The sequence below is a fragment of the Frankia sp. Allo2 genome (assembly GCF_000733325.1).
Lineage (GTDB): Bacteria > Actinomycetota > Actinomycetes > Frankiales > Frankiaceae > Frankia > Frankia casuarinae.
Genome location: NZ_JPHT01000005.1, coordinates 189,970 through 213,532, shown reverse-complemented (window position 1 = coordinate 213,532; position 23,563 = coordinate 189,970). Strand labels below are relative to the sequence as shown.

Sequence of the window (23,563 nt, the reverse complement as noted above, 5' to 3'; positions counted from 1 at the left end):
GGCCAGCCGTGCGCGGCCGGACCGCGGTCCAGTTCGACCCGTAGCCGGTCACGCTGACTGTCCGACAGGCGGCATGACGCACCACTGGGTCCTCGTGAGGCCAGCGCCGCCGTGCCACCGGCCTGCCAGAGCCGTTTCCACTGGTAGGCCGACTTCGTACTCACCCGCAGCCGCCCGGCGACCTCGACCGGATCGACCCCGGCGGCGAACAGGTCCGCCGCCTGCACCCGGACCACTTCCCGACGGGCACGACCCTGCNCGGTAAGCCCGCCACCATCCGCATACCTCATGCCCGATACAAGCGTCGGACACGGCCGGGTCATACCCGGACAGACCGGATGTGATCAAACAGACCCCGACCATTCAAGATCTGTACTCCCGGATTGGTGTCGATGCGCGTCGCGCGTCGCCTGGGGGCGTGTGACGTAAATCTCCCTAACTGGGTGCCAAGCCCTTTTATCGATCTTGATCTCAGCTAGCTTGCTGGGAATTTTGGGGCATTTGAAGCTTTTGCGTAGCAATCATGTACGGTTCGCAATCGTGATGTCATCCTTGGTTAGGTTGCATGGGCTCTGGTCCGTGAGGAGGCGGAGTCCCAGGATTCCCGATCCTTATGATCTTAACAATCGATCGGTTGAAGATTGTGCTGTCGCTGGACGAGCACTGTGTCCCGCTCCGTCCACGCTGGTACATGCGTGGCTCACCGCTCGCGACCGTGCGGTGTGCCGGGCAGTTCTCGCCTGCTCGTGGTTACGGGTCCACGTGTAGAGCCGGGCACGGGCCCGGCGGCCGACCGCACGCCCCAGCCGATGGCCGTCGTCACCTCGGTGTCCCGCGCGACGGACAGGGCGCGTACCCAACGCCCGGCTGGTGTCGCCGCCCTCACCGGCCACCTTCAGTCCTTCGGGGCACGCCCGGCCGGGTTGGTCCGGACCGTGAACCCGGATCGGGAGAGGATTGGCACGGGACCGAACGGGATGGCCCGGATGGAAACGGGATGGCCCAGATGGGGATGGTGTCGTGCACAGGTTCGAGGACCGCTGGGTGGTTTCCGCCAGTGATCTTGTCGACGTCGTCGAGTGTGGGCATCGCGTCGGGCTTGCGCACGCGCTCGCCGCCGGGCTGGTGACCGGGGAGACGTCGGAGAACGGGCCGCGCCGGATCGACCGGGTGCGCCTGACCCCCGCGGACACCACTGCCGTGCGGCACGGCGAGGCGCACGAACGACGCTGGCTGGAGCATCTGCGCCGGTGTTTTGGCGCGGACGGGGTCGTGGCGATCGAGCGGCCCGCCCCCACGCTCGCCGCCCTGGCCCAGGCCCACGAGCGGACCCGCCAGGCGTTGGCCGCCGGGGTTCCCGTCGTCTACCAGGGGGCGCTGTTCGACGGCGCGTTCCAGGGGCGCCCCGACTTCCTCATCGCGGCGCATCTCGACCCGGTCGCCGGCGCATCGACCGGGCCCGCGGTCGCGGGCCGTTACGAGCCCTACGACGCCAAGCTCGCCCGGCACGCCAGTCCGGGAGCCGTGCTGCAGCTCGCCGCCTACGCGGCGGCCTTACCGTCGGTGGGCGTACCCGTTCCGCGGTTCATGCATCTGCTGCATCCCGCGCAGCGGGCCACCGCTCCAGAGCCAGAGCCAGAGCCAGAGCCCGCGCTCGGGGTCGGGGTCGGGGTCGGGGTCGTGCGCACGTTCCGGGTCGACGATGTCGTGCCGATGGTCGGGCACGCGCGCAGCCGTCTCGCCGATCGGCTGGCGGCTGCCCCCGCGGTTCCCGAACCGTCCTGGGCCGAGCCCCGGTCGGCCTGCGCCACCTGCGCGTTCAGCGCGCACTGCGCGCGCGGCCGGGCGGAGGCCCGCGACCTGTCGCTGGTCGCCGGGCTGCGCGGCGACCAGCGACAGGTGCTGCGCGCGGCCGGCATCACCGCGGTGGAGGAGCTCGCCGCGGCCCGCGACGACCAGCGGCCCGCGACGATGTCCCCGGCGACGTTCGCGGGACTGCGTCTTCAGGCGGAACTGCAGGCCGGGCAGGATGCGACGCGTACCGCGGACGACCCGGTCGGGACGGTGACCGTCCGGATGACCGGCCCGGAGGGTCTCGCGGCCCTTCCGGTGCCCGATCCCGGTGACATCTACTTCGATATGGAGGGCGATCCGTACGCGCTGGACGCCGCCGGTCTGGAGTACCTGTTCGGCGCGGTCACCCTCGCGGACGGCGAGCTCTTCCGGGCGTTCTGGGCACACGATCGGGCGGGGGAGCGGCAGGCGTTCGAGCGTTTCGTCGACTGGGCGACGGAGCGGTTGCGCGCGCACCCCGGCGCGCACATCTACCATTACGCGCCCTACGAGCCGAACGCGTTGCGCCGGCTGGCCGCGCGACACGGCACGCGGGAACGGCAGGTAGACGATCTGCTCGCCGGGCACCGGCTGGTGAATCTCTACGCCGTGGTCCGGCGCAGCCTGCGGATCTCCCAGCCGTCCTACTCGATCAAATACCTCGAACCGCTGTTCCTGCCCGGTGCCCGACAGGCCGAGGTGAAGAACGCCACCGACAGCATCGTGGCGTACGAGAGCTTCCTGGCACACCGCGCCGCCGGGGAGCTCGCCGCGGCCGACCGCGTCCTCGCTCAGATCGCCGACTACAACCGGATCGACTGCGTGTCGACCCACCGACTGCACCGCTGGCTACTGGGCCTGCGGGGGGCCGACGGCGGCACGCCGCGGATCGACACCGCTGCCGCCGTTGACACCGCTGCCGCCGTTGACACCGCTGCCGACGCCGCCGACGACGCGCTCGTCGACGCCGCCGACGACGCGCTCGTCGACACCCTCGTCGCGGGCCTTCCCGACGATCCGGCCGACTGGACGGGAGACGAGCGGGCGCGCGCCCTGCTCGCCGCGGCCGTCGGATACCACCGGCGTGAGAACAAGCCCGCCTGGTGGTCGTACTTCGCGGCGCTGACCGCCGATCGCGCCACGCTGGAATCGGCCGACGACTGCGCGGTCCCGGTGAGCTGGACCGTTGTCGAGGACTGGGTCGAACCGGCCGGGCGACGGCGGCGGAGTCGTCGACTGCTGCAGGCCCGCGTCGATCCGGACCGTCCGCATCCCTTCGACCGCGGCGAGGCGGTGCGGCTGCTCTACCCGGGACCGCCCGGGGCCGAGGGCGCCACCACCGACGCGGTCGTCGAGCGAGCCGAGCCGCACACGCTGCTGCTGCGGGAGAGCGTCGCCCCCGACGGCGTGGCCCGCAGGCCGCCCCTCGCCGTGCTGCCCGGATCGCCGGTGCGTCCGGAACCCAAGCCGGCGGCGATCCGCGGCCTCGCCCGCCGGACCGCCGACGCCCTGCCGGACCTGCCCGCGGACCCCGCGTTGGACCTGCTGCGACGTCGCCCCCCGCGGCTGGTCGGCCGGGACGACCTGCCGGCGCCCGGCGAGCACGACGGAGACCAGATCGCCGCCGTGCTCGCCGCGGTGAGCATGCTCGACGGCTCCTACCTGGCCGTGCAGGGGCCGCCGGGGGCGGGCAAGACCTACCTCGCCGGCAGGCTCATCCGCCATCTCGTCGAGCAGGGGCGCACGGTCGGGGTCTGCTCGACCAGTCACAAGGCGATCGAGAACGCGATGCTCGCCGCGACCGGCCAGCCGCCGGCGGACCCGAAGCCCGCGGATACCCGGGCCGCGGACGCCCGGGCCGCGGACGCCCGGGCCGCGGACGCCGTGCCCGCCTGGCGCCCCGCGGTGCCCGCCGCGAAGAAACAGCGGTCCGGGGCGAGGCCGGCTTCGGCGGCTTCGGGCATGTTCCCGCCCTGGGATGGTCCGCGGGATCTGCGGGCACTCGCGGCGTGGCGCCGGGAGCACCCCGAGGGCCACCTGGTCGGGGACACCGCCTGGGCGTTCGCGAACCCGGTGCTGCGTGGTGACCCCTTCGACGTTCTGATCATCGACGAGGCGGGGCAGTTCGCGCTCGCGGACACCCTCGCGGTGGCTGGCGCGGCCCGCAACCTCGTGCTCCTCGGCGATCCGCAGCAACTGCCGCAGGTGGTGGCCGGCATCCATCCGGACGGCGCGGACGCATCGGCGCTGTCGCATCTGCTCGGCGACGCCGAGGTGATCCCGCCCGAGTTCGGCTACTTCCTCGACCGGACCCGCCGGCTGCACCCGGCCGTGTGCGCGCCGGTGTCGGCGCTGGCGTACCGGGGGCTGCTGCACGCGCATCCGGTGGCCGGGACGCGCGCCGTGGCGGGTGTGCCGGCCGGGCTGTACCTGCACGACGTCGAGCATCACGACAACGGCACCCGGTCGGACGAGGAGGTGGCCGTGATCCGTGACATCGTTCGCCACCTGCTCGGTCGTACCCTCGTCGACGGCGGGCCCCCGCGCCNGCTCCTCGGCAGTGACCTGCTCGTCGTCGCCCCCTACAACCGGCAGGTGCGGGCGGTCGAGCACGCGCTGGGCAAGGCGGGCCTGCCCGGGGTGCGGGTCGGGACGGTGGACCGTTTCCAGGGCCAGGAGGCAGCCGTCGTCATCACCTCGCTCACCACGTCCAGCTCGGCCCAGGCGCCGCGGGGGCTGGACTTCCTGCTCTCCCGCAACCGGCTCAACGTCGCGATCTCCCGGGCCCAGGTGGCGGCGGCGCTGGTCATGTCACCGGCGCTGCTCGACAGCTCTCCCCGTTCGGTCGCCGAACTTCAGCTCCTCGCCGGGTTAGCCCGGCTGCGTGTCATGGCCCGAACGGACCTGCTCGCCGTGCGCTCCCCGATACATTCCTGACACTTTCCTGGTACGTTGCCGGAACCTGGTGGGTGGTGGCGATGAAGCCACGGAGTCCACTACGCGCCCGCGGCCCCCGACTCTCATGCAGATATGTAAAGTCCGTTTCGTCGGTATTTGTTTGTGCTTATTGTAAAGCCGGTGCTAGGATTCGCGACGTCTGGGCAGGTTGGGGAAGGGGATGCTCATGACTCTTACACTGGCTATTCCTAGCCGTATGCAAACTGTTCTGCCTCGGGCGCTCGTGCGCCTGCGGGCCTCATCGGGTGCACACATTACTTTCGGGGGAATGGTCGCACTCCATTCCCGCACCCTGACCATCACCAACGTGGACGGGCCGGGGCCGGCCGGGCTGATCGGTGTCGAGATCCCGTCCGGGATGGGCATCGGTGGTCAGGTCGTCAAGCATTGCCGGCCGGTCGTCATCAACGATCGAGCTGCCGCGCGAAGAGCGCTGCGATCCACCGCCGCGGAGATCGACGACACCGGTCTCGGTGCGATCATGGCGGTGCCGGTGTGCGAGGACGGCGCGGTGGCCGCGGTACTGTACGCCGCTGTCGAACCGGATCTGTCATTCGATGAGTCGGCTATTCACGCGGCCATGGCGGTGGCCCGGTTGATGGAGCGCGAACTCGGTCTCGTCAGTGGGGGGCCGCGGTCGAGAGTGCCGTCGGTACCGGTCCAGGGGCGGGTACCGGTCCAGGGGCGGGTACCGGTCCAGGGGCGGGTGCCGGTCGAGGGGCGGGTGCCGGTCGAGGGGCGGGTGCCCGTTCAGGGCGGGGTGCCGGTCGAGGGGCGGGTGCCCGTTCAGGGCGGGGTGCCGGTCCAGGGGCGGGTGCCGGTCCAGGGGCGGGTGCCCGTTCAGGGCGGGGTGCCGGTCGAGGGGCGGGTGCAGGTGCCGATCCAGGGCGGGGTGCCGGGGGCCGTCCCGTTTCCGCGGATGCCGGGTCTGCCCCGGGAGAGCCTGCGGCTGGCCTATCGGGAGCTTCAGGAGGTCACCGAGCATGTCGCCGATCCGTTTCTGCGTGGTCGCATCGGCGGGGTGTCCGAGCTGCTGCGCGGGCTGCTCGCCGAGGAAACGAAGACGGTCGGACGGCTGACGCTGACCCCGCGCGAGTTGGAGGTGCTTGCCCAGGTCTCGTTGGGATTGTCCAACGTCGAGACGGCCCGCCGGCTGACGGTCTCGCCCGAGACGGTGAAGGCGTACCTGCGCAGCATCATGCGCAAGCTCGGTGTCCGTAACCGGACGGCCGCGGTACACGCCGCGCGCCAGATGGGAATGCTGCCCTGATCTCAGGGGTCCGCACCGGACCCCTGCCGGGGGTGTGGCCGTGGCTGCCGGTCTGGCAGTCACGGCCATTCGACCCCGCCGTATATTCCCGGCGCCGGTGTACGAGGATCTCGACCGCGGGTCGATGTGGCCTGCCATCGGTGCCATAGCGGCGTTTTCACGTTGTGCGGGCAGGCGTGGCGGGGCCGCCCGGCCGGCGAGCCGAGGCTCAGGCTGGACCTGAGGCATTGCCCTACTACCTTTGGGATTGTTCCCGGCATTCCCGCCCACTCCTCCTACGCCGCGGCGGCAGCCTATCCTCGAAGATTCTTCCAGTTGCCCTGCTTTCGGCGGCCGAATATCGATCGTGGCCGGGTTCCCGCTACACTTCTGCCTCCGGGCGAGGGTAGTTCGGAACCGGGACCCCAGGCGGGTCTACTTTCGAGGCGGAAGCTCGGGACTTCCTCGCAGTGCTCCATGCGGTGCTCCATGCCCGGACGTGTGGTCGCTGGCGGCCACCGTCCGGCCGTTACGAGATCCATCGGCACGGGAGATCCTCGAAGGAGCGTCATGCCGTCGTTCGCTGATCCGGCGCAGCAGCGCGAATCCCGACCCGATCGGGTGACGTATGCCGCGTTGTCGCACGGACGGGACGAGGGGTCGCACGGACGGGACGAGGGGTCGCACGGACGGGACGAGGGGTCGCACGGACGGGACGAGGGCTGGGCCGACCGCGGCCCCGCGTCGGCGGGCTCCACCGGCGCACCACCCCGTTCGCTGTTCACGATGGTGGCTGACGCGGCCGTCGTGTACCGGGGAAGGGTACTCGCCGCCGCCTGCCTGCTGGTGGTCGTGCTGCTGCCGTGGAATGCCGGAATCTACGACCAGCTCGCCACCGGTGGTTTCTACGCACCGGGCGATCCGTCGACGCGGGCTGAGCGGCTGCTCGACGAGGAGTTCCCGGACGCGCCCCCCGACGTCGCCATCATGCTGACGTCGGCCCCGGGTATCGACGGGCCGATCGCCGCCCGCCTGGGCCGGGAGCTCACCGGGCGGATCGCCGCGGAGCCGGGGGTGACCTCGGTGCTGTCGTACTGGCCGGGCGGGCCCAACGAGGCGAGCCCGCTGCTGCGTGCGAAGGACGGCCGGTCGGCCCTGATCGTGTTCCGGCTCACCGGTTCCGAGGACCGCATCCAGCACCGCCTGAACGCCCTGCACGACCGGTACGCCCACGATGGTCCGGGGGTCCAGGTCCGGTTCGGCGGGGCGCCCGCGGTCATGCGTGATGTGACCGAGCGCAGCCGTGTCGACCTGGCGCACGGTGAGCAGATCTCCGCTCCGCTGGTGTTCCTCGTGCTGCTCTACGCCTTCGGCACGGTCCTGGCCGCCCTGCTTCCGGTCCTGGTCGGCGTGGTGTCGGTGGTGTCGAGTCTCGCGCTGCTGCGGCTGGCGGCCACGCTCACCGACGTGTCGGTCTTCTCGGTGAACCTGACGACTGCCCTCGGATTCGGTCTCGCAGTCGATTACAGCCTGTTCATCTTGCGACGTTTTCGGGACGAACGGGACCGCGGGCTGCTCCCGGCGGCGGCGCTGCGCCGGACGCTGGAGACCGCCGGGCGCACGGTGTTCTTCTCCGGGGTGACGGTGGCGCTGTCCCTGACGGCCGCGCTGGTCTTCCCGATCTATTACCTGCGTTCGTTCGCCTTCGCCGGCATCATCGTCGTCGTCGCATCGGAGGTGGCCGCACTGCTCGTGCTGCCCGCGGCGCTGATGGTGCTCGGTGACCGCATCGAGCGCGGCAACGTCCGGCTGGCGTTGTCGCGCCTGAGACGCTCGGGGTCACGCCCCTCGGGTCGCCGGCGGTCCGGTGGCCACCGCGTGGGGGCCTCGGCGGCTGGCCGCGGCTGGTCGGCGCTGGCGCGGCGGGTCATGCGCCACCCGGTGTTCTTCGGTGGGGTCGCGATCTTCGTGTTGGTGCTGTGTGCCGCCCCGCTGCGCCACCTCGACCTCGCGCTGGCCGACGACACGGTCCTGCCGGCGACCGCGGAGGCTCACGTCGTCAACGACGCGATGCGGGAGGACTTCGTCGTCTGCCTGTCCTGCCAGATTCCGATCGTGGTGCCCGGAGTGGACGCGCGGGNCCNGGGGAGCGCCGAGAAGCTGACCGACTACGCGACCCGCCTGTCCGCGCTGCCGGGCGTTGCCCGCATCGACACCGTCACCGGCAGCTTCCTGCGGGGCGAGCGGGTCGGTGTGGTGCCGAAGACTGCGATGAGGTACGTCGGAACGCACCGCGGCGCCTGGCTGTCGGTGTGGCAGACCGACAGGTCTCCGCTGTCCGAGTCGGCGAAGGACCTGGTGCGGAGGCTGCGGGCGGCACCGGCGCCGTTCGGCGTCCTCATCGGCGGACTCGCGCCGCACTTCCTCGACACCTCGCATTCCATCAAGCGGAGTCTGCCGCCGGCCTTCGCCGTCGTGATGACGGCGACCTTCATCCTGCTGTTCCTGTTCACCGGCAGCGTGCTCCTTCCGCTGAAGGCGATGTTCCTCAACACGCTGAACCTCGCTGCCACCGTCGGGCTGCTGGCGTTCGTCTTTCAGGACGGACACCTGACCGGTCTGGTCGGCGACTTCCAGGTGTCGGGCACGCTGGAGATGACCAGCCCGGTCCTGATGTTCTTCATCGCGTTCGGGCTCAGCATGGACTACGAGATCTTCCTGCTCGCCCGCATCCGCGAGGAGTACCTGCGGACGGGAGACAACCGCGATTCCGTCGCCCGTGGGCTGGGGACGACCGGTCCACTGATCACGAGTGTGGCGCTCGCTCTCATCGTGGTCATGGTTGCGCTGTCCGCGTCGGACATCAGCATGATCAAATTGGTGGGTATCGGGCTGACCGTGTCGATCGTGCTCGACGTGACCCTCGTTCGAGCGATCCTCGTCCCGGCGTTCATGGCCCTGGCGGGCGACTACAACTGGTGGGCTCCCGAGCCGCTGCGCCGTCTGCACGCGCGGTTCAGCCTGCGGGAGGGCGGCGACGAAGCGGCCTCGCACGCGGGGGACCCGGGGCCCGGGGGACCCCCCGACCCCGGGGGACACTCCGACCCCGGCAACCGCATGACGACGAAGATCATTTATCGGCGGGGGNGGGGNGAACCTACCCGAGGGGCCCGGCCGCCGGTCGGGCCGGCCCCGACCTGGCACTACTACCTGCGCCCGCGGCGGCGCGCGGACGGTGGGCCCTTACCGGCCATGATGGGTATCCGGGGTTTCGCACTCGACGACATCCGCGTCGAAAGCGCATAGGTAGTACGCATTAGGTAGTAAACGCCAATCTCGGCCTTGGCCGGTAGCCTCGGGAGCTGACGACTCCTACCCGCCGCCGCGGGCTTGCGCGGTCCGCCTGCGGTTGGCCTTCTTGATCGCATCGACGAGATCGTCCCTCGACATCGTCGAGCGGCCGGGGATGTCGAGCTCACGGGCGAGCGCGCGCAGGTGTGTCAGCGAGGCGTTCGCGTCCACGCCCTCGGCGGTCGGCCCGCTGTGCCGGGAGGCGGGCGTCGGCTTGGCGGCCTGATCGTCGGAGGGACCGGGCCGACTCTTCGGCCGCCAACGGTCCCCCACCTTCTCGTGGGTGTGCTTGAGCGCGGCAAAGGCCGCACGGTGGGCACGCGCACCCTCACCGTAGGTTTCCACCGCCGAGTCGTGGGTCTTCTTCCAGGTGCGGATGGCCTGATCGTCGGAGCGGGTGNTGGTGGACGGAACGTCGTCCCGCATCTCGTCGGCCTGCGCCTTCTTGTCGGTCTTGTCGGTCCGCGGCTTCTTCCCGACCATGGCACTCCTCCTCCCGAACGGATGCTCAGGTCCTCCCGAGCGGATGCTTATGGACCTTCCCTCGATGCCGGGACGTATTCCCGTCCCCGTTGCCGCCGGGTAGCTCGTGGCCCGTGGTGGATCTCTTGGCGCCTTGATGCAAAGAGTGAGGCATCGGCTACCGTAGCGTGCCAATGTCTCGACCATGACGACCCGAAGGACGCCTCATGTCCCATGCCGCTGACCCGTTTCGTCGGCGTCGCCGTGAGCCCGGTCTGTCCCGGCGCGGAATTCTCGGTCTCGCCGGTGCCGGTCTGGGTGGAGGGGCGGAGGCGCTGCTCGCCGCCGCGCCGAGCAGCGCGTCCGCTGGCCCGGCCGGGCCAGCGGACGCGGGGGCCCGACCCGGTGCGGAAGCGCGGGCCCTCTCGGCGCCGGGGACGCGTGTCGTGCTCGTGCCCCGGACCCTGGCCGCCGTGACGAGGGGAGCGGGGCCCGCGACGTCGGATTTCGACATCGGTTACGTGGCGGTCCGATGGACACGTGACGGGAACGATCGCGCGGCGGATGGCAGGGCCGGTTCCGGGGGTGCCGGCACGGGGACCGCCGGGACCGCCGATGCCGGCGGTGCCGTTTCTCGGGGCGCCGAGATCCGGCTGCGCCAGCCGGGGGGTGGGTTCGACGCATGGCGGCCGCTGGCGGTCGGCTGTCCGGCGGAGCGGGACGATTCGCCGGCCGGGGGGAGGAGCGCCGCCGTGCTGGTCGCCGCGCACCGCGCGACCGGCTACGAACTGTGGTTGCCACCCGGCGCGACGTCCGTGACGTCCACCGCCCTGAACACGACGTCGGGGCCGTTGCAGCGGTTGACGGCCCCCATTGTGTCCGCCTATGCCGCCCTTTCCGCGATCTCGGCTTCCCGCGCCGCCCTTTCCGCGCCTTCGGCTTCCCGCGCCGCCTGGTCGCCGGGGCTCTTCGCCGCGCCCAGGTCGTCGCCGCCGCCCCGGGTCGCGACCGCGTCCGGGGTGTCGGCGGTCCCCGCCGCGCCGGTCGCCCCCGTCCGGCTGCCGGCGACGCTTGACCTGCGCTACCTGCCCCGGGCCGCGTGGGGCGCGGACGAGTCGCTACGGCTGTCCCCCTCGTCCGGCAGCGGTTGGAAACCGACGTACCACCCGGGCCAGGTGGTCACGGTTCATCACACGGTGACGCCCAACGACGATCCGAACCCCGCCGCCACCGTGCGGGCGATCTACCACTTCCACACGGTCGAGCGGGGATGGTCGGACATCGGGTACCACCTCCTCATCGACGAGGCGGGCACGCTCTACGAGGGCCGGTGGTCGGGAACGGACAGCGTTCCCGGCCACCGGGAGGACGGCTACGTGGTGACGGGCGCGCATGTGGCGGACTTCAACGCCGGCAACGTCGGCGTCGCGCTGCTCGGTGACCTGCGGACGCGCATCCCCACCGCCGCCGCCCGTCGCACGCTCGTCCTGGTGCTGCTCGCGTTGACCGGAGCGCATCATCTCGACCCGCTCGGCACCGTCCACTACGTCAATCCGGTGAGTGGCAGGCGTCGTACCGTCCCGGCCGTCAGCGGGCACCGCGACTGGATGGCCACCGAATGTCCGGGCGGCACGGCCTACACCGCCCTGGCAGGTGTGCGGACGGACGTCGCCCGGCAGCTGATGTGAGGCTCACCGGCTGGTGCCCCGCCGGGCGACGGGGTGGGCCGTGGACGGATTCAGGGGCGCCAGCCGGCATAGACCGCGAACCTGCCGTGCTTGACGACGCAGTCGACCGGCGCGAATCCGGCGTCGGCCAGCCAGTCGAGCTGGTCGGCGAGCGGCGCGCACCGATCGAAGGACATCCGCCGCAACGCGGCCTCCCACTCGGCGTCGTCCGAACCCGCCGCCCGGGCCTGCCGTTCGTGCATGTCCTCGTACTGCCGGGTCAGGGCGGCGGTTGGGCCGTTGACCTGCTCGAGGTTGACGAACAGCCCACCCGGCCGCAGGACGTCGCGCACCCGGCGGAACAGGTCGCGCTTGCCGGGGTCGTCGAGGTGGTGGATGGCCAGCGCCGAGACGACCGCGTTGAACGGGCCGGGAGGCAGGGCGGATGCGAGGTCCGCGACGGTGACGGCCTCGACCGGGCCGCCGGACAGCCGCGCCTGGGCCTTGGCCAGCATCGGCGCGGCGCGGTCGAACAGGTGCAACCGGACGTCGGGGACGGCCGCGACGACCGCGGCGGCCAGCAGACCGGTGCCCGCGCCGAGGTCGAGCACCGCCGGTCGGGCGCCACCCTGGCGTGCCACCAGGTCGCCGACCGATCCGTACAGCAGGTCGAAGGAGGGGACGAGCCGGCGGCGCTCCCCGTCGTAGGTCCCGGGATCCCAGCTGGGTGTCTCATAATATGAGATAGGCATCTCATTCATTGAACAATCATACGATCGGGCCCGGCCGCGCAGCACCGCTTCCGGCGGGTCCGCACATCGTGCGTCACCCCGCAGGTCCGCCCCGTACTCCGCCCCTTGGGCCTCGTGGCGCCCTGTACGCCGGCGTTCGCTCCCGCTCGTCCCGCTGTCGGCGTCGATCTCGCCGACGGTGTTGCCTTCGGTACCTGAAACTCACAGGTACCTGAAAGTATGATGTTGTTCGCGTCATGTCTCGGGAGGCGTCACGTTCGGGAGGAGGGACGCTCGGGAGGAGGGACGCATGAAACGGGTGGCCGCGGTGAGCACAGCGACGGCGGTCGCCCATGTCCTGCGGGAGGAGATTCTCAGCCGGCAGGACGGCGACCTGTACCTTGGCCAGGAGAACGAGCTGCTGGCCCGGCTCGGCGTCAGCCGGCCGTCGCTGCGTCAGGCGGTGCGGCTGTTGCAGGCCGAGGGGATCCTCACCGTCCGCCGGGGTCATCACGGCGGTCTGTACGGACAGCGGCCGGACGCGGCCGGGGTCGCCCACATGGCGTCGGTCTTCCTGCGCACCCGTCGGGCCTCGTTCGCCGACCTCAGCGCGACCCACGCCCTCATCACCACAGAGTGCGCCCGGCTCGCCGCGCTCAATCCGGATCCGGCCGAGCGGGGTCGGCTGCTGACCTTCGTTGACGCCGACGCCGGTGGGGACGCCCGCGACCACGCCCGGGCCCGGGCGCAGTGGGGCGTGCTGCTCGCCGAGATCGCCCGCAGCCCCACCCTTCAGCTCTTCGAGGACGTGCTCGGTTCGCTGTCGCGGTATCCGACCTCGCGGCCGTTCCTGCTCGACCCCGACAGCGTCGCCCTGGCCTGGGAGCAGTGTCGGTGGATCGCGGAGGCGGTGCGGGACGGCGATGCCNACACCGCCGCCATGCTGTGCCGCGAGCACGAGGACGCGATGGCCCGCTACCTCCGCGACCAGCCGGATGATCTCCTCGGCTGGTGAGCCGTCCGGCCGGGTCCATGCCGCCACCCTCGCGCATCGTCTGCCCGGCGATAGTGGCCGGCTGGCCGGGCGCGCGGGGTGGGGCCCCGTGCCTCAGACCGTGAACGTCCTGGTGATGGCCTGCTCGGTCTGCTGGAACGAGCCGTTGGAGTCGTGCACCGCCGTCTTGAGCGCCAGGATGTCCTCGGTCAGCTCGCCGGCCGCCGTCGACCACGTGGTCCGCAGCGGGGCGTACGCCTGCTGCTCCGTGCTGCGCCAGCTCAACGCCGCCGACCTGACGGCGGCGTTGGGGTGTCCGTAGGCGGATGAGCCGCGGGCCCCGGCGCCGCCGGGGTCCACGGGCCGCCTCGGTCCACGGGTCGGGTTCAGTCCAGCAGGCCGCTCTGCCGGGCGGCGTGCACGGCTGCCGTACGGTTACGGACCCCCATCTTGCGCATGATGCTGCGCATGTAGGTCTTCACGGTCTCGGCGCGGATCGTGAGGTGCTCCGCCGCCTCGACGTTGGAGCAGCCGNTGGCCACGAGGGNCAGCACCTCCATCTCCCGCAGGGTGAGGCGGAAGGGCGGCGGCTTCGGCGGGCCGGGCGTGACGACCGGTTCGTTGCGCAGCAGGGAGTAGATGTGCAGGATCTGCCGCCGGAGATGGGGGGCCGTCATCTGGGCGCTCAGCTCCAGTAGCTCGATCTGGGCCAAACGGACCCGCTCCCGCTGCGTGCGAGAGTCGGGCGGCTGTCCATCGGCGACGAATGGTCCCGGTGCGTGGTCAAAGCCGGCGGGGGTCATCGTCCGGTGCAGGCGCACCTGCATCGGGATCGAATCCGATGCCACTGGGCCCATTATGCTCCTCTCCCTATCCACGTCGATAACCCGGCTACCTCCGGCTGGGCGCCCCCGGCCAATCAGGCGCGTACCGGTGTATTCATGAAGGGGTGGTCGGTCCCGGGATCAGCCGTACACCACCTTTGTGCGATGCCTTCCATGATCCGATCGCGGGTGAAGTGGACACACCGCCACGTCGGCTCCGCTCCAGGCTGGCCGTCCGTCTTCGTCGGATGGCCGCTGCCGGCTACATCGAAAAGGTTATCTCCTTGCCCCGGCCGGTCGTCAATGGTGTCGCTCCCATGGGTGAGAACATACTGCTCCCCCCAGTCGGAAGGTTCGAGGGTAGTCTTGAATGCTACCCCGAAAGGGGCTCCTTCGGGTGCGTCATGTCACGTCGCCGCACCAAGGTCCCCCTCGGTTTGAGGGGGTGCGAAGGAGATTCCTGGAGGTCGGCGGAAACCCGCACGTCAGCGGGTTGATGGTGGGCAGCGGAAACGGCCTCGGGAGTTATCCGATGAGCCGGCTGGGTTAATAGATGGGACGGCGGCGGATGATGTGCGCGGATGCACGGGAATCTGCGCGGGTGGACGGTAGGAATAGGCCAGGCTGGCCATGGCGGCCGCGGTCACACCCGGTCGGAGCCACCCGGTCGGAACCACCCGGTCGGAGTTACCCGATCGGAGCCACATCCGGCTGGAGCCACCCGGTCGGAGCTNCCCGNCCCGACCCGACCCGAGCCCGCCGGCCCGCGTCGGCCCGCCGCCCCCTCGATCATGCGCGCAGCCGTGTACCGAGATCGCGAGGACGTCAAGGTCGAGGAGGTCCCCGAACCGGGGTGCCGGCCGGGGCACGTCAAACTTCGCGTCGCCCACAACGGGATCTGTGGCAGCGACCTGCACGAGCACTACGCCGGCCCCATCCTCTTCCACGCCGAGCCGCATCCGCTGACCGGCCTGTCGATCCCCCTCGTCCTGGGACACGAGCTAGGCGGCACCGTGGTCGACGTGGGCGATGGTGTCGGCTCGGTCGCCGTGGGCGACCGGGCGGCGCGCGGTGACGCTACCAGGCAGTCGGTGGTGATCGACGATGGTCTCGTGATGCGCTGAAACGCGGGTTTCCGCTCGAGCCGGCGGGTCAGGAGTGGATGACGGCCCGGCCGGTCATCGACTCGGGCAGGATCCGTACCCAGTGCGGATGCTCGATGCGGTCCGCCCAGGGCTTGAGTCCCGTCTGCTCAAGCCTGGCCAGCGTGCCCGGGTCGGTGACGGACACGGCCTTCCCATTGATCAGGACGCTCCAGCCGCTGCGGGACGCCGGATCGCGCCCGTCGACCTCGAAACCAACCGCGTCCTCCTCGATCGCGGCGGTCAGCTTCGAGCCCACGGCCGTCCGGAAGGCCACCGCCTCCCCGTCCATCACGTAGTTCACCGGCAGCACGAGGACCTCCCCATCCGCCCGGAACGCCACCCGGCCGAGCTGCTCGTTCCCGAGCAGCCACAGGCAGGTTGCGGGGGACAGCACCCCGCCACCGGCATGGTCGAAGGCGAACGCCACCCTGATGCTGGTCCCGCTGGTCTGGGTCGGTGTCTGCGTCGTGGGCATGGCCAGCTCGGTCCGATCGGTCGGTGAAGCCACGGTGACGAGCGCCGGCGCGCCCGCGTTCGGCGGGGTCATCGCGTCATCCCCCTCGTTCTGGGTAGTCGACGTACCTCCACTTCTGGACGGTAGTCGGACGGGGCGACCGCGGGCAGGGCCGGTCGTCGCGCCGGCGCGGGTCGTCCGACCGGGGGATGGCCTGCCGGTGGTCCGCACCGGTCCGCGGGGAAGGCGTTCGCCGGCCGGCCGGGACGGTGGTTACGCGGCCGGGCGGTGGTCACGCGGCCGGCTCGATGTCCGGTATCCGCGCGGCGCGGAACGTCACCTCACGCCGCAGCCGGAACCCGAGCGACTCGTAGAGCCGGATCGCGTTCGTGTTGGTCGCCGCGGCGTGCAGGAACGGTGTCTCCCCGCGGGCCCGGATGCCCGCGGCGACCGCGCGGACGAGCCGGGTCGCGAGGCCCTGGCCCCGGTGGTCCGCGTCCGTGCAGACGGCGCTGATCTCGGTCCAGCCGGGCGGGTGCAGCCGTTCCCCGGCCATCGCCACCAGCGTGCCGTCCCGCCGGATGCCGAGGTACGTGCCGAGCTCGATCGTGCGAGGCAGGAACGGCCCGGGTTTGGTGCGTTCGGCCAGCGCGAGCATCTCCGGCACGTCCGCGGTCCCCAGCCGCACGGCCTCCTCGTCCGGGAGCGCGTCGACCCCCTCGTCTACGAGCTGCGCGCCGTCGAAGATCGCATCCCCCCAGCCGGGCGGCGGGGAAGCGTCGATGCCGGTGAACGGCGCGATCGCGCCCGGGCCGAGCAGCGCCGCGACGTTGCGCCAGGTGCTCTCGTCGGGCACGTCCGGCAGGGCGACGAACGGTGACACGCCGACCGGGTAGCGCAGCACGTCACCGACCCGCTCGGCGAAATGCGCGTGCGGACCCAGGAGGGAGGAACGGACGGGGTTGTTCAGCACATGCTGGCCGGTCGCGTGCCGCCCGGGCTCCGGCCGGTCGGGTCCCGGCCGCCCGGGGGCGTGCCGCCCGGGGGCGTGCCGCCCGGGGGCGTGCCGCCCGGGGGCGTGCTGTCGGGGAACGGCAAGCTCGGTCACGCGGCGACCTTGATCACGATCTTGCCGCGGGCGTGGCCGTTCTCCACCGCGCGCAGCGCCGCCGGGGCCTGGTCCAGCGGGAAGGTCGCGGTCACGAGCGGGTCCAGCGCGTCGTCCACGACCAGCTGGGCGACCGCGTCGAGCACGCGGCTGTCCCGGGCCCGCTGGACCGTCGTCCCGCCGTACCGGTCGCTCGCCCCAGACAAGGCCGTGACGAGCTTCGACCGGTCCGCGAGGACCTCGACGACGTCGTCCAGCGTCTCGCCCCCGACGAGATCGTAGATTCCGTCGACCCCCCGGGACGCGGCGGCCCGCACCCGGTCCGCGACATCGGGGCCCGGCTCGACGTGCGCCACGCCGAGGGCCTCGACGAAGTCCTTCTTGCCGGCGCTCGCGGTGCCGACGACCGTCAGGCCCGCATGCCGGGCGATCTGCGCGGCGGCCACTCCCACGCCGCCACCCACACCGATGATCAGCAGGGTGGCGCCGGGCGGCAGGGCCAGCTGGTGCACGCCGTCGTAGGCGGTCGCCGCCGCGACCGGAAGCGTCGCCGCGGCCACGAAGGACACCGCGGCCGGCTTGCGCGCGCTCTCCCTGGCGGTCAGCACCGTGTACTCGGCGTAGCCACCGCCCGGCGCGCTGCCGAACACCTCGTCGCCGACGGCGAATCCGTTGACGTCCGGGCCCACCTGCGTCACCACGCCGGAGGCCTCCACTCCGAGCACGACCGGAAACACGGCCGGCGGGGCGGCCGGCAGCCGCAGGCCGCCCCGCAGCTTCCAGTCCACGGGGTTGACCCCGGCGGCGCGTACCGCGATCGTGAGCTGACCCGGCCCGGCCACCGGGATCGGGAGGTCAGCGAACGCCTCCACCTCCGGACCGCCGTGGTCGTTGTAGACGTAAGCCTTCGGCACCACAACCACCGTTCCCTTCGCCGTTTCCCTGGCCGTCCCGCCGCGGCTGTCCCACCGCGTCGAGACCTCCGCGATGTCCGCGATGTCCGCGGCAGGCGTCAACGCCGACCGCGATCACCTACAACACCGGGGCGGGCCGTCACCTTCCGGCGGTGGCCGGCACCGGGACGGCGGCGGCCACCGCCGAGGTCAGGCCGATAGTCGAATTCTGGTTCTGTTCGACGTCGAAGAAGGGCCGAAGAAGATCGAAGAAGGCTGGGGGAGGCCGGGGGAGGCCGGGAAAGGCCGGGGTGACCTGGGAGGCCGAGAAAGGCCTGGACAGGTGCGAACCCGGCCGACTCACGTCCGGCGCAGCCACTGCTCGGTGAGTAACTCGTAGGACCGCACCTGCTCGGCGGGGGTGACCTGGCGGGGCCGGTTCTGCGCTCACGGCCACGACCCCGCCGGTGGCTACCGGCACCGAGCCTGCCCTACAGCCGACCCGGTGACTCCCATAAGCCTGCTAACTCCCTCCAGGTAGGGCCAGCGGAGTTAGCCGGCGAGGAGCTGGCGGGCCATGACGATGCGCTGGATCTGGTTGGTACCTTCGTAGATCTGGGTGATCTTGGCGTCCCGCATGAGCCGTTCGGCGGGGAAGTCCTGGGTGTAGCCGTAGCCGCCGAGTAGCTGTACGGCGTCGGTGGTCACCTGCATGGCGGTGTCCGACGCCAGACACTTGGCGGCGGCGCCGAAGAACGTGAGGTCGGCGTCCCCCCGCTCGGACTTGGCGGCGGCGACATACACCATCTGGCGCGCGGCCTCCAGCGCCATGGCCATGTCGGCAAGCATGAACTGGATCCCCTGGAAGTCCGCGATGCGCTTGCCGAACTGCTTGCGCTCCTTGACGTAGTTCAGGGCGAGGTCGAGTGCGCCCTGGGCGATGCCGATGGCTTGTGCACCGATGGTCACCCGAGTGTGGTCGAGAGTACGCAGCGCCAGCCGGAGGCCGTGACCGAGCTCGCCGATGAGACGATCCTCGGGAATTCGGCAGTCGTCGAAGAGCAGCTCGCGGGTCGGAGAGCCCTTGATGCCCAGCTTCTTCTCCGGGCTGCCGACGGAGAAGCCCGGGTCGGAGCTCTCCACGATGAAAGCGCTGATGTTGGCGCCGCGTCGGCCGTCGGGGTCGGTGACGGCGAGCACGGTGTAGTACTCGGAGATCCCCGCGTTGGTGATCCAGGACTTCTGCCCGGAGAGCACCCAGTGGTCGCCGTCGCGGACGGCGCGGGTCTTCATCGCAGCGGTGTCGGAGCCGGCCTCACGTTCGGAGAGGCCGTAGGAGAAGGCGGCCTCGCCGCGGGCCAGCGGTGGGAGGTATCGCTGTTTCAGGTCGTCGGTGCCGCCGAGGATGAGCGGGAGGCTGCCGAGCTTGTTCACGGCGGGGATCAGCGAGGAGGACGCGCAGACGCGGGCGACCTCCTCGATGACGATGCAGGTGGCGAGCGCGTCGGCGCCGACGCCGTCGTATTCGACAGGGACGTGGGGCGCGTGGAAGTCGGAGGCCACCAGCGCGTCGTAGGCCTCCTGCGGGAACCGGCTGTGGGCGTCGACGTCGGCGGCGTACGGCGCGATCTTGTCGTAGGCCAGGGTGCGCACGGCGTCGCGCAACTCGAGGTGCTCGTCGCTGAGTCGGTACAGGTCGAAGTCGGTGGCGGTCATGGGTTCCTCGCTCACTAGGTCGCTTGCCAGGGCGCTCAGTAGGTGCAGAAGAGTTACTAAGGCGCTCAGTAGGTGTAGGGCGCTNAGTAGGTGTAGAAGCCGCGGCCGGTCTTGCGACCCAGCAGGCCGGCGTCGACCATGCGGGCCAGCAGCGGCGGCGGCGCATAGAGGGGTTCCTTGAACTCCTCGTACAGCGACTCGGCCACTGCCTTGGTGGTGTCCAGCCCGATCAGGTCAGCCAGCGCCAGCGGTCCTTGCGGGTGGGCGGCACCACGGACCAGTCCCTGGTCGATGTCCTCGGCCGTGGCGAACCCGGACTCCAGCATCCGGATCGCCGAGAGCACGAACGGGATCAGCAGGGCGTTGACCACGAAGCCCGCCCGGTCCTGGCAGTCGATGGCGTGCTTGCCCAGATCGTCCTGCACGAACGCCCGCGCCCGCTCGGTCGTCTCCGGGTCGGTCAGCAGGCTCGGCACCAGTTCGACCAGGGACAGCACCGGGACCGGGTTGAAGAAGTGGATACCCAGGACATGGGTGGGCCGTTCGGTGGCCACGGCGAGCTTCATGATCGGAATGGAGGAGGTGTTGGAGGCCAGCACCGCGTCCGGGTCCTTGACGACCTCGTCGAGTCGCTTGAACAGCGTGGACTTGGCGGTCTCGTCCTCGACGATCGCCTCCACCACGAGGCCGCGGTCGGCCAGGGCCTCGATGTCCTCGACGACCTGGATGCGTTCGAGTACTTCCGCGGCGCTGGCCACCTTGCCGCGGCTCTCCGCGCGGGACAGTGATGTCTCCAGGCGCTGCCGTCCCGCGGTCACGGCGGGCGTGGTCATCTCCACGACGACCACGTCCTTGCCGGCACGGGCGCAGACCTCGGCGATCCCGGCACCCATCAGGCCACAGCCGACGATACCGACCTTGTTGATGGCGTTCACCTGGCTCCTCCTCCACGGTGTTGGTACGCAGTATCATAGTTGTGGAACTACGTACCACCAAGTAATTTCGGTGCCGTGGAGCAGCAGCNGGCCCGCTTGGCCAAGGACAGGCTCGTCGCGGCGGCGTTCGAGCTCTTCGAGGAGCGTGGCTTCGAGGGCACGACGGTCGACGACATCGCGCAACGCGCGGGCGTCGGTCGGACGACGTTCTTCCGGATCTACCGGTCCAAGGAGGACGTGATCTTTCCCGAGCACGACGTGCTGCTCGGCCACATCGAAGCCCGGCTTGCGACCGCCGCTCCAGAGACCCGCGGGCTCGCTCTCGCGGAGGCCGCCCGCATAGTGCTGCAGCACTACCTCGCCGAGGGCGAGCTCGCCCGCGCCCGCTACCGCCTGACCAGCACCGTCCCTACACTGCGCGCCCGCGAGGTGGCCGGCATCCGGCNGTATCAGCGCCTGTTCGCCAGGTTCCTGCGCGACTGGATGGGCAACGCGCCCGACGGCGCCCTGCGTGCCGAGTTGGTGTCCGCGGCCATCGTCACCGCCCACAACCATGTGCTCCGACGCTGGCTCCGAGGCGAGACCACCTCCCCCGGCGAGGAGTTCAACCGTGCGATGGAGGTGGCGCTCGAGCATCTCGAAACACCTGCTGAAGCCGGGACAGCCGTTGTCATATTCCGCACCTCCGCCGGCGTGGACGCCGTGGTCACCCGGCTGCGTCGGGCACTTGAAGAGGAACAGCGGCGCCCCTTGAGCTAGCGAGGGTGTCTGAAAGGGATGCCGGCGGACCTACTTCGCGGTACTGGTCACGGAAGGGGACGCCCCGGACCGCGCCGGGGAACGGTGGCGATCGACCGAAGGGCAGGATGGGCACACGGTCCGGGGCGGACACCGCCCGCCCGGCTGCTCTGCTCGTTGCCCCGCTCGGTCCGTTACCCTGCTACCCCATCCGAAGCTGGAGATCGTCTTGTCCCACCCCGAGGAAGCGGTGATTCTCATCGTCCCGGCGTCCCGGCGGCTACCATGATCGGACGCGAACCCTTCCGCGGCGCGGTCCTCGATGCGGTGCTGGAACGGATCACCTATGCCAACGAGGAGACCGGCTACACGGTCGCGCGGGTTGACACCGGGCGCGGCGGTGACCTGGTGACCGTCGTCGGGGCGTTGCTCGGCGCGCAGCCGGGGGAGTCGCTACGGATGCGGGGGCGATGGGGTTCGCACCCGCAGTACGGCCGCCAGTTCCAGGTCGAGGATTACACGACCGTGCTGCCGGCGACCGTCCAGGGCGTGCAGCGCTATCTCGGCTCGGGCCTTATCAAGGGCATCGGTCCGCGCCTGGCCGAACGCATCGTCGAGCATTTCGGGGTCGCGGCGCTGGACGTCATCGAAAAGGAGCCGGAACGACTCATCGAGGTGCCGAAGCTCGGCCCGAAGCGTACCAGGGCGATCGCCGAGGCGTGGGAGGAACAGAAGGCCATCAAGGAGGTGATGGTCTTTCTTCAGGGGGTGGGTGTGTCCACCTCGCTGGCGGTGCGGATCTACAAACAGTACGGGGACGCGTCGATCGGTGTGGTGCGCAATGAGCCCTACCGGCTGGCCACGGACGTCTGGGGCATCGGGTTCCGCACCGCGGACACCATCGCGAAGGCGGTGGGGATTCCGCATGACAGTCCGCAGCGGATCAAGGCTGGCCTGCTGTTCACGCTGTCCGAGGCCACCGACGGCGGTGGCCACTGCTTTCTGCCCGAGCCCCGGCTCATCAGCGACGCCGTGCAGATTCTCCAGGTCGACACCGGTGACGTCATCGAGTGCCTGGGGGAGCTGGTCGCCGAGGACGGGGTCGTCCGGGAGGAGGTTCCAAGCGAGGATCCGGCGACGCCGACGGCCGCGATCTACCTGGTGCCGTTCCACCGGGCCGAGATATCCGTTGCCGGCCAGTTGCGCCGCCTGCTGAATACCGGCGCGGACCGGTTGGCCGCCTTCGCCTCGGTGGACTGGGACCGGGCGTTGGGCTGGCTGCGGGAGCGGACCGGGGTCGAGCTCGCGCCGGCCCAGCGCGATGCGGTGCAGCTTGCCCTGACGTCCAGGGTCGCCGTGCTGACGGGCGGACCGGGCTGCGGCAAGAGTTTCACCGTCCGCTCCATCGTGACGCTCGCACTGGCCCGGCAGGCGAAGGTGATCCTCGCCGCGCCGACCGGCCGGGCCGCGAAGCGGCTGACCGAGCTGACCGGGCACGAGGCATCGACGGTGCACCGGCTGCTGGAGCTGCGGCCGGGCGGTGACGCCGCCTTCGACCGGGACCGCCCGCTCGACGCCGACCTGATCGTCGTTGACGAGGCGTCGATGGTCGACCTGCTACTGGCGAACAAGCTTGCCAAGGCGGTTCCGCCCGGCGCGCATCTGCTGCTGGTCGGCGACGTCGACCAGCTGCCGTCGGTCGGTGCCGGCCAGGTGCTACGCGACCTGCTCGCCGAGGGGACGCCGATCCCGCATGTCCGGCTCACCCAGGTCTTCCGAGCGGCGACCGAGTCCGGGGTGGTGACCAACGCGCACCGCATCAACCGTGGTGACTATCCGCTGGTCCGGGGACTGCCCGACTTCTTCTTGTTCGCCGCCGAGGAGGCGGAGGAGGCGGCGAAAATCACCGCGGAGGTGGTCGCCCGGCGGATTCCGGCGAAGTTCGGGCTTGATCCGCGCCGGGACGTGCAGGTACTGACCCCGATGCACCGCGGCCCGGCGGGGGCCGGCGCGCTGAACACCCTGCTGCAGGAGGCCCTGACGCCGTCCCGCCCGAACGTGGCCGAGCGGCGCTTTGGCAGCCGGACGTTCCGGGTCGGCGACAAGGTTACGCAGGTGCGCAACAACTACGACAAGGGCGCGAGCGGGGTCTTCAACGGCACTCTCGGCGTGGTCACCGCGCTGGATGTGGAGAACCAGACGCTCACCATCCGGACCGACGAGGACGAGGACATCGACTACGACTTCGGGGAGCTCGACGAGCTGACCCACGCCTACGCGGTGACGATCCACCGCTCCCAGGGCAGTGAGTACCCCGCGGTCGTCATCCCGCTCACCACCAGCGCCTGGATGATGCTGCAACGCAATCTGCTCTACACGGCCGTCACCCGGGCGAAGAAGCTGGTCGTGCTGGTGGGATCCCGCCGGGCGATCGGCCAGGCGGTGCGGGCCGCCGGTCACGGCCAGCGGCACACCGCGCTCGACCACCGGCTGCGTAGCGGGTGA

Annotated in this window: 19 protein-coding genes; 8 read left to right on the top strand and 11 right to left on the bottom strand. The window is 70.9% G+C overall.

Features of this window, described 5'->3' with window-relative positions:
* The coding region (locus tag ALLO2_RS06420) for a helix-turn-helix domain-containing protein (protein ID WP_232234923.1) at positions 1-236 on the bottom strand (236 nt) is incomplete at its 3' end.
* A gap of 784 nt (positions 237-1,020) precedes the next feature.
* Here ALLO2_RS06420 and ALLO2_RS06415 point away from each other — a divergent pair.
* From ALLO2_RS06415 to ALLO2_RS06405, 3 genes are all read left to right on the top strand, one after another.
* Positions 1,021-4,770, top strand: coding sequence for a TM0106 family RecB-like putative nuclease (locus ALLO2_RS06415; protein ID WP_198030953.1), 3,750 nt, complete (start codon positions 1,021-1,023; stop codon positions 4,768-4,770).
* Positions 4,771-4,951: 181 nt separating this feature from the next.
* The gene (locus ALLO2_RS06410; protein ID WP_023840927.1) at positions 4,952-6,061 is read left to right on the top strand and encodes a LuxR C-terminal-related transcriptional regulator; all 1,110 of its coding nucleotides are present in this window, start codon (positions 4,952-4,954) and stop codon (positions 6,059-6,061) included.
* 549 nt (positions 6,062-6,610) lie between these two features.
* Entirely contained in the window at positions 6,611-9,346 is a 2,736-nt protein-coding gene (locus tag ALLO2_RS06405; RefSeq protein WP_232234922.1) for an MMPL family transporter, read from the top strand.
* 66 nt (positions 9,347-9,412) lie between these two features.
* Here ALLO2_RS06405 and ALLO2_RS06400 read toward each other — a convergent pair whose 3' ends face one another.
* On the bottom strand, positions 9,413-9,874 hold the full coding sequence (locus ALLO2_RS06400) for a ChaB family protein (protein WP_084588365.1): 462 nt from the start codon (positions 9,872-9,874) through the stop codon (positions 9,413-9,415).
* A 206-nt stretch (positions 9,875-10,080) separates the two neighbouring features.
* On the opposite strand from ALLO2_RS06400, the gene ALLO2_RS06395 reads away from it, so the two are divergent.
* Entirely contained in the window at positions 10,081-11,541 is a 1,461-nt protein-coding gene (locus ALLO2_RS06395; RefSeq protein ID WP_011435978.1) for an N-acetylmuramoyl-L-alanine amidase, read from the top strand.
* A 50-nt stretch (positions 11,542-11,591) separates the two neighbouring features.
* Here the strand turns inward: ALLO2_RS06395 and ALLO2_RS06390 are convergent, their stop codons facing one another.
* Positions 11,592-12,281: a trans-aconitate 2-methyltransferase gene (locus ALLO2_RS06390; RefSeq protein WP_011435979.1), complete on the bottom strand. Its 690-nt coding sequence runs from the start codon at positions 12,279-12,281 to the stop codon at positions 11,592-11,594.
* Positions 12,282-12,561: 280 nt separating this feature from the next.
* On the opposite strand from ALLO2_RS06390, the gene ALLO2_RS06385 reads away from it, so the two are divergent.
* A complete protein-coding gene (locus tag ALLO2_RS06385; RefSeq protein ID WP_035730378.1) occupies positions 12,562-13,266 on the top strand; it encodes a FadR/GntR family transcriptional regulator in 705 nt (234 codons plus the stop codon).
* A gap of 93 nt (positions 13,267-13,359) precedes the next feature.
* Here the strand turns inward: ALLO2_RS06385 and ALLO2_RS06380 are convergent, their stop codons facing one another.
* Together ALLO2_RS06380 and ALLO2_RS06375 are read right to left on the bottom strand one after the other, a co-directional pair.
* Complete coding sequence (locus ALLO2_RS06380) at positions 13,360-13,605, bottom strand: hypothetical protein (RefSeq protein ID WP_011435981.1); 246 nt, start codon at positions 13,603-13,605, stop codon at positions 13,360-13,362.
* Between the two features lie 26 nt (positions 13,606-13,631).
* Entirely contained in the window at positions 13,632-14,102 is a 471-nt protein-coding gene (locus ALLO2_RS06375; RefSeq protein WP_035730376.1) for a response regulator transcription factor, read from the bottom strand.
* Between the two features lie 770 nt (positions 14,103-14,872).
* Here ALLO2_RS06375 and ALLO2_RS06370 point away from each other — a divergent pair.
* Complete coding sequence (locus ALLO2_RS06370; RefSeq protein WP_035730374.1) at positions 14,873-15,193, top strand: alcohol dehydrogenase catalytic domain-containing protein; 321 nt, start codon at positions 14,873-14,875, stop codon at positions 15,191-15,193.
* Between the two features lie 28 nt (positions 15,194-15,221).
* On the opposite strand, the gene ALLO2_RS06365 is transcribed toward ALLO2_RS06370, so the two are convergent.
* From ALLO2_RS06365 to ALLO2_RS06340, 6 genes are all read right to left on the bottom strand, one after another.
* Positions 15,222-15,761: a pyridoxamine 5'-phosphate oxidase family protein gene (locus ALLO2_RS06365; protein ID WP_011435984.1), complete on the bottom strand. Its 540-nt coding sequence runs from the start codon at positions 15,759-15,761 to the stop codon at positions 15,222-15,224.
* 199 nt (positions 15,762-15,960) lie between these two features.
* Positions 15,961-16,776, bottom strand: a complete 816-nt coding sequence (locus ALLO2_RS06360; RefSeq protein WP_023840925.1) for a GNAT family N-acetyltransferase — start codon at positions 16,774-16,776, stop codon at positions 15,961-15,963.
* The gene (locus ALLO2_RS06355) at positions 16,773-17,690 is read right to left on the bottom strand and encodes an NADP-dependent oxidoreductase (protein WP_035730472.1); all 918 of its coding nucleotides are present in this window, start codon (positions 17,688-17,690) and stop codon (positions 16,773-16,775) included. The genes ALLO2_RS06360 and ALLO2_RS06355 overlap by 4 nt, the downstream gene beginning before the upstream one ends.
* Positions 17,691-17,829: 139 nt before the next feature.
* Positions 17,830-18,048 (bottom strand): hypothetical protein, encoded by a 219-nt coding sequence (locus ALLO2_RS26220; RefSeq protein WP_035730371.1) that lies wholly within the window; start codon positions 18,046-18,048, stop codon positions 17,830-17,832.
* 173 nt (positions 18,049-18,221) lie between these two features.
* Positions 18,222-19,385, bottom strand: coding sequence for an acyl-CoA dehydrogenase family protein (locus tag ALLO2_RS06345; protein WP_011435988.1), 1,164 nt, complete (start codon positions 19,383-19,385; stop codon positions 18,222-18,224).
* A gap of 65 nt (positions 19,386-19,450) precedes the next feature.
* Positions 19,451-20,311 (bottom strand): 3-hydroxybutyryl-CoA dehydrogenase, encoded by an 861-nt coding sequence (locus ALLO2_RS06340; RefSeq protein ID WP_035730470.1) that lies wholly within the window; start codon positions 20,309-20,311, stop codon positions 19,451-19,453.
* An 84-nt stretch (positions 20,312-20,395) separates the two neighbouring features.
* Here ALLO2_RS06340 and ALLO2_RS06335 point away from each other — a divergent pair, with 84 nt between their 5' ends.
* Positions 20,396-21,079, top strand: coding sequence for a TetR family transcriptional regulator (locus tag ALLO2_RS06335; protein WP_035730369.1), 684 nt, complete (start codon positions 20,396-20,398; stop codon positions 21,077-21,079).
* A 264-nt stretch (positions 21,080-21,343) separates the two neighbouring features.
* Positions 21,344-23,563, top strand: a complete 2,220-nt coding sequence (locus tag ALLO2_RS06330) for an ATP-dependent RecD-like DNA helicase (RefSeq protein ID WP_011435991.1) — start codon at positions 21,344-21,346, stop codon at positions 23,561-23,563.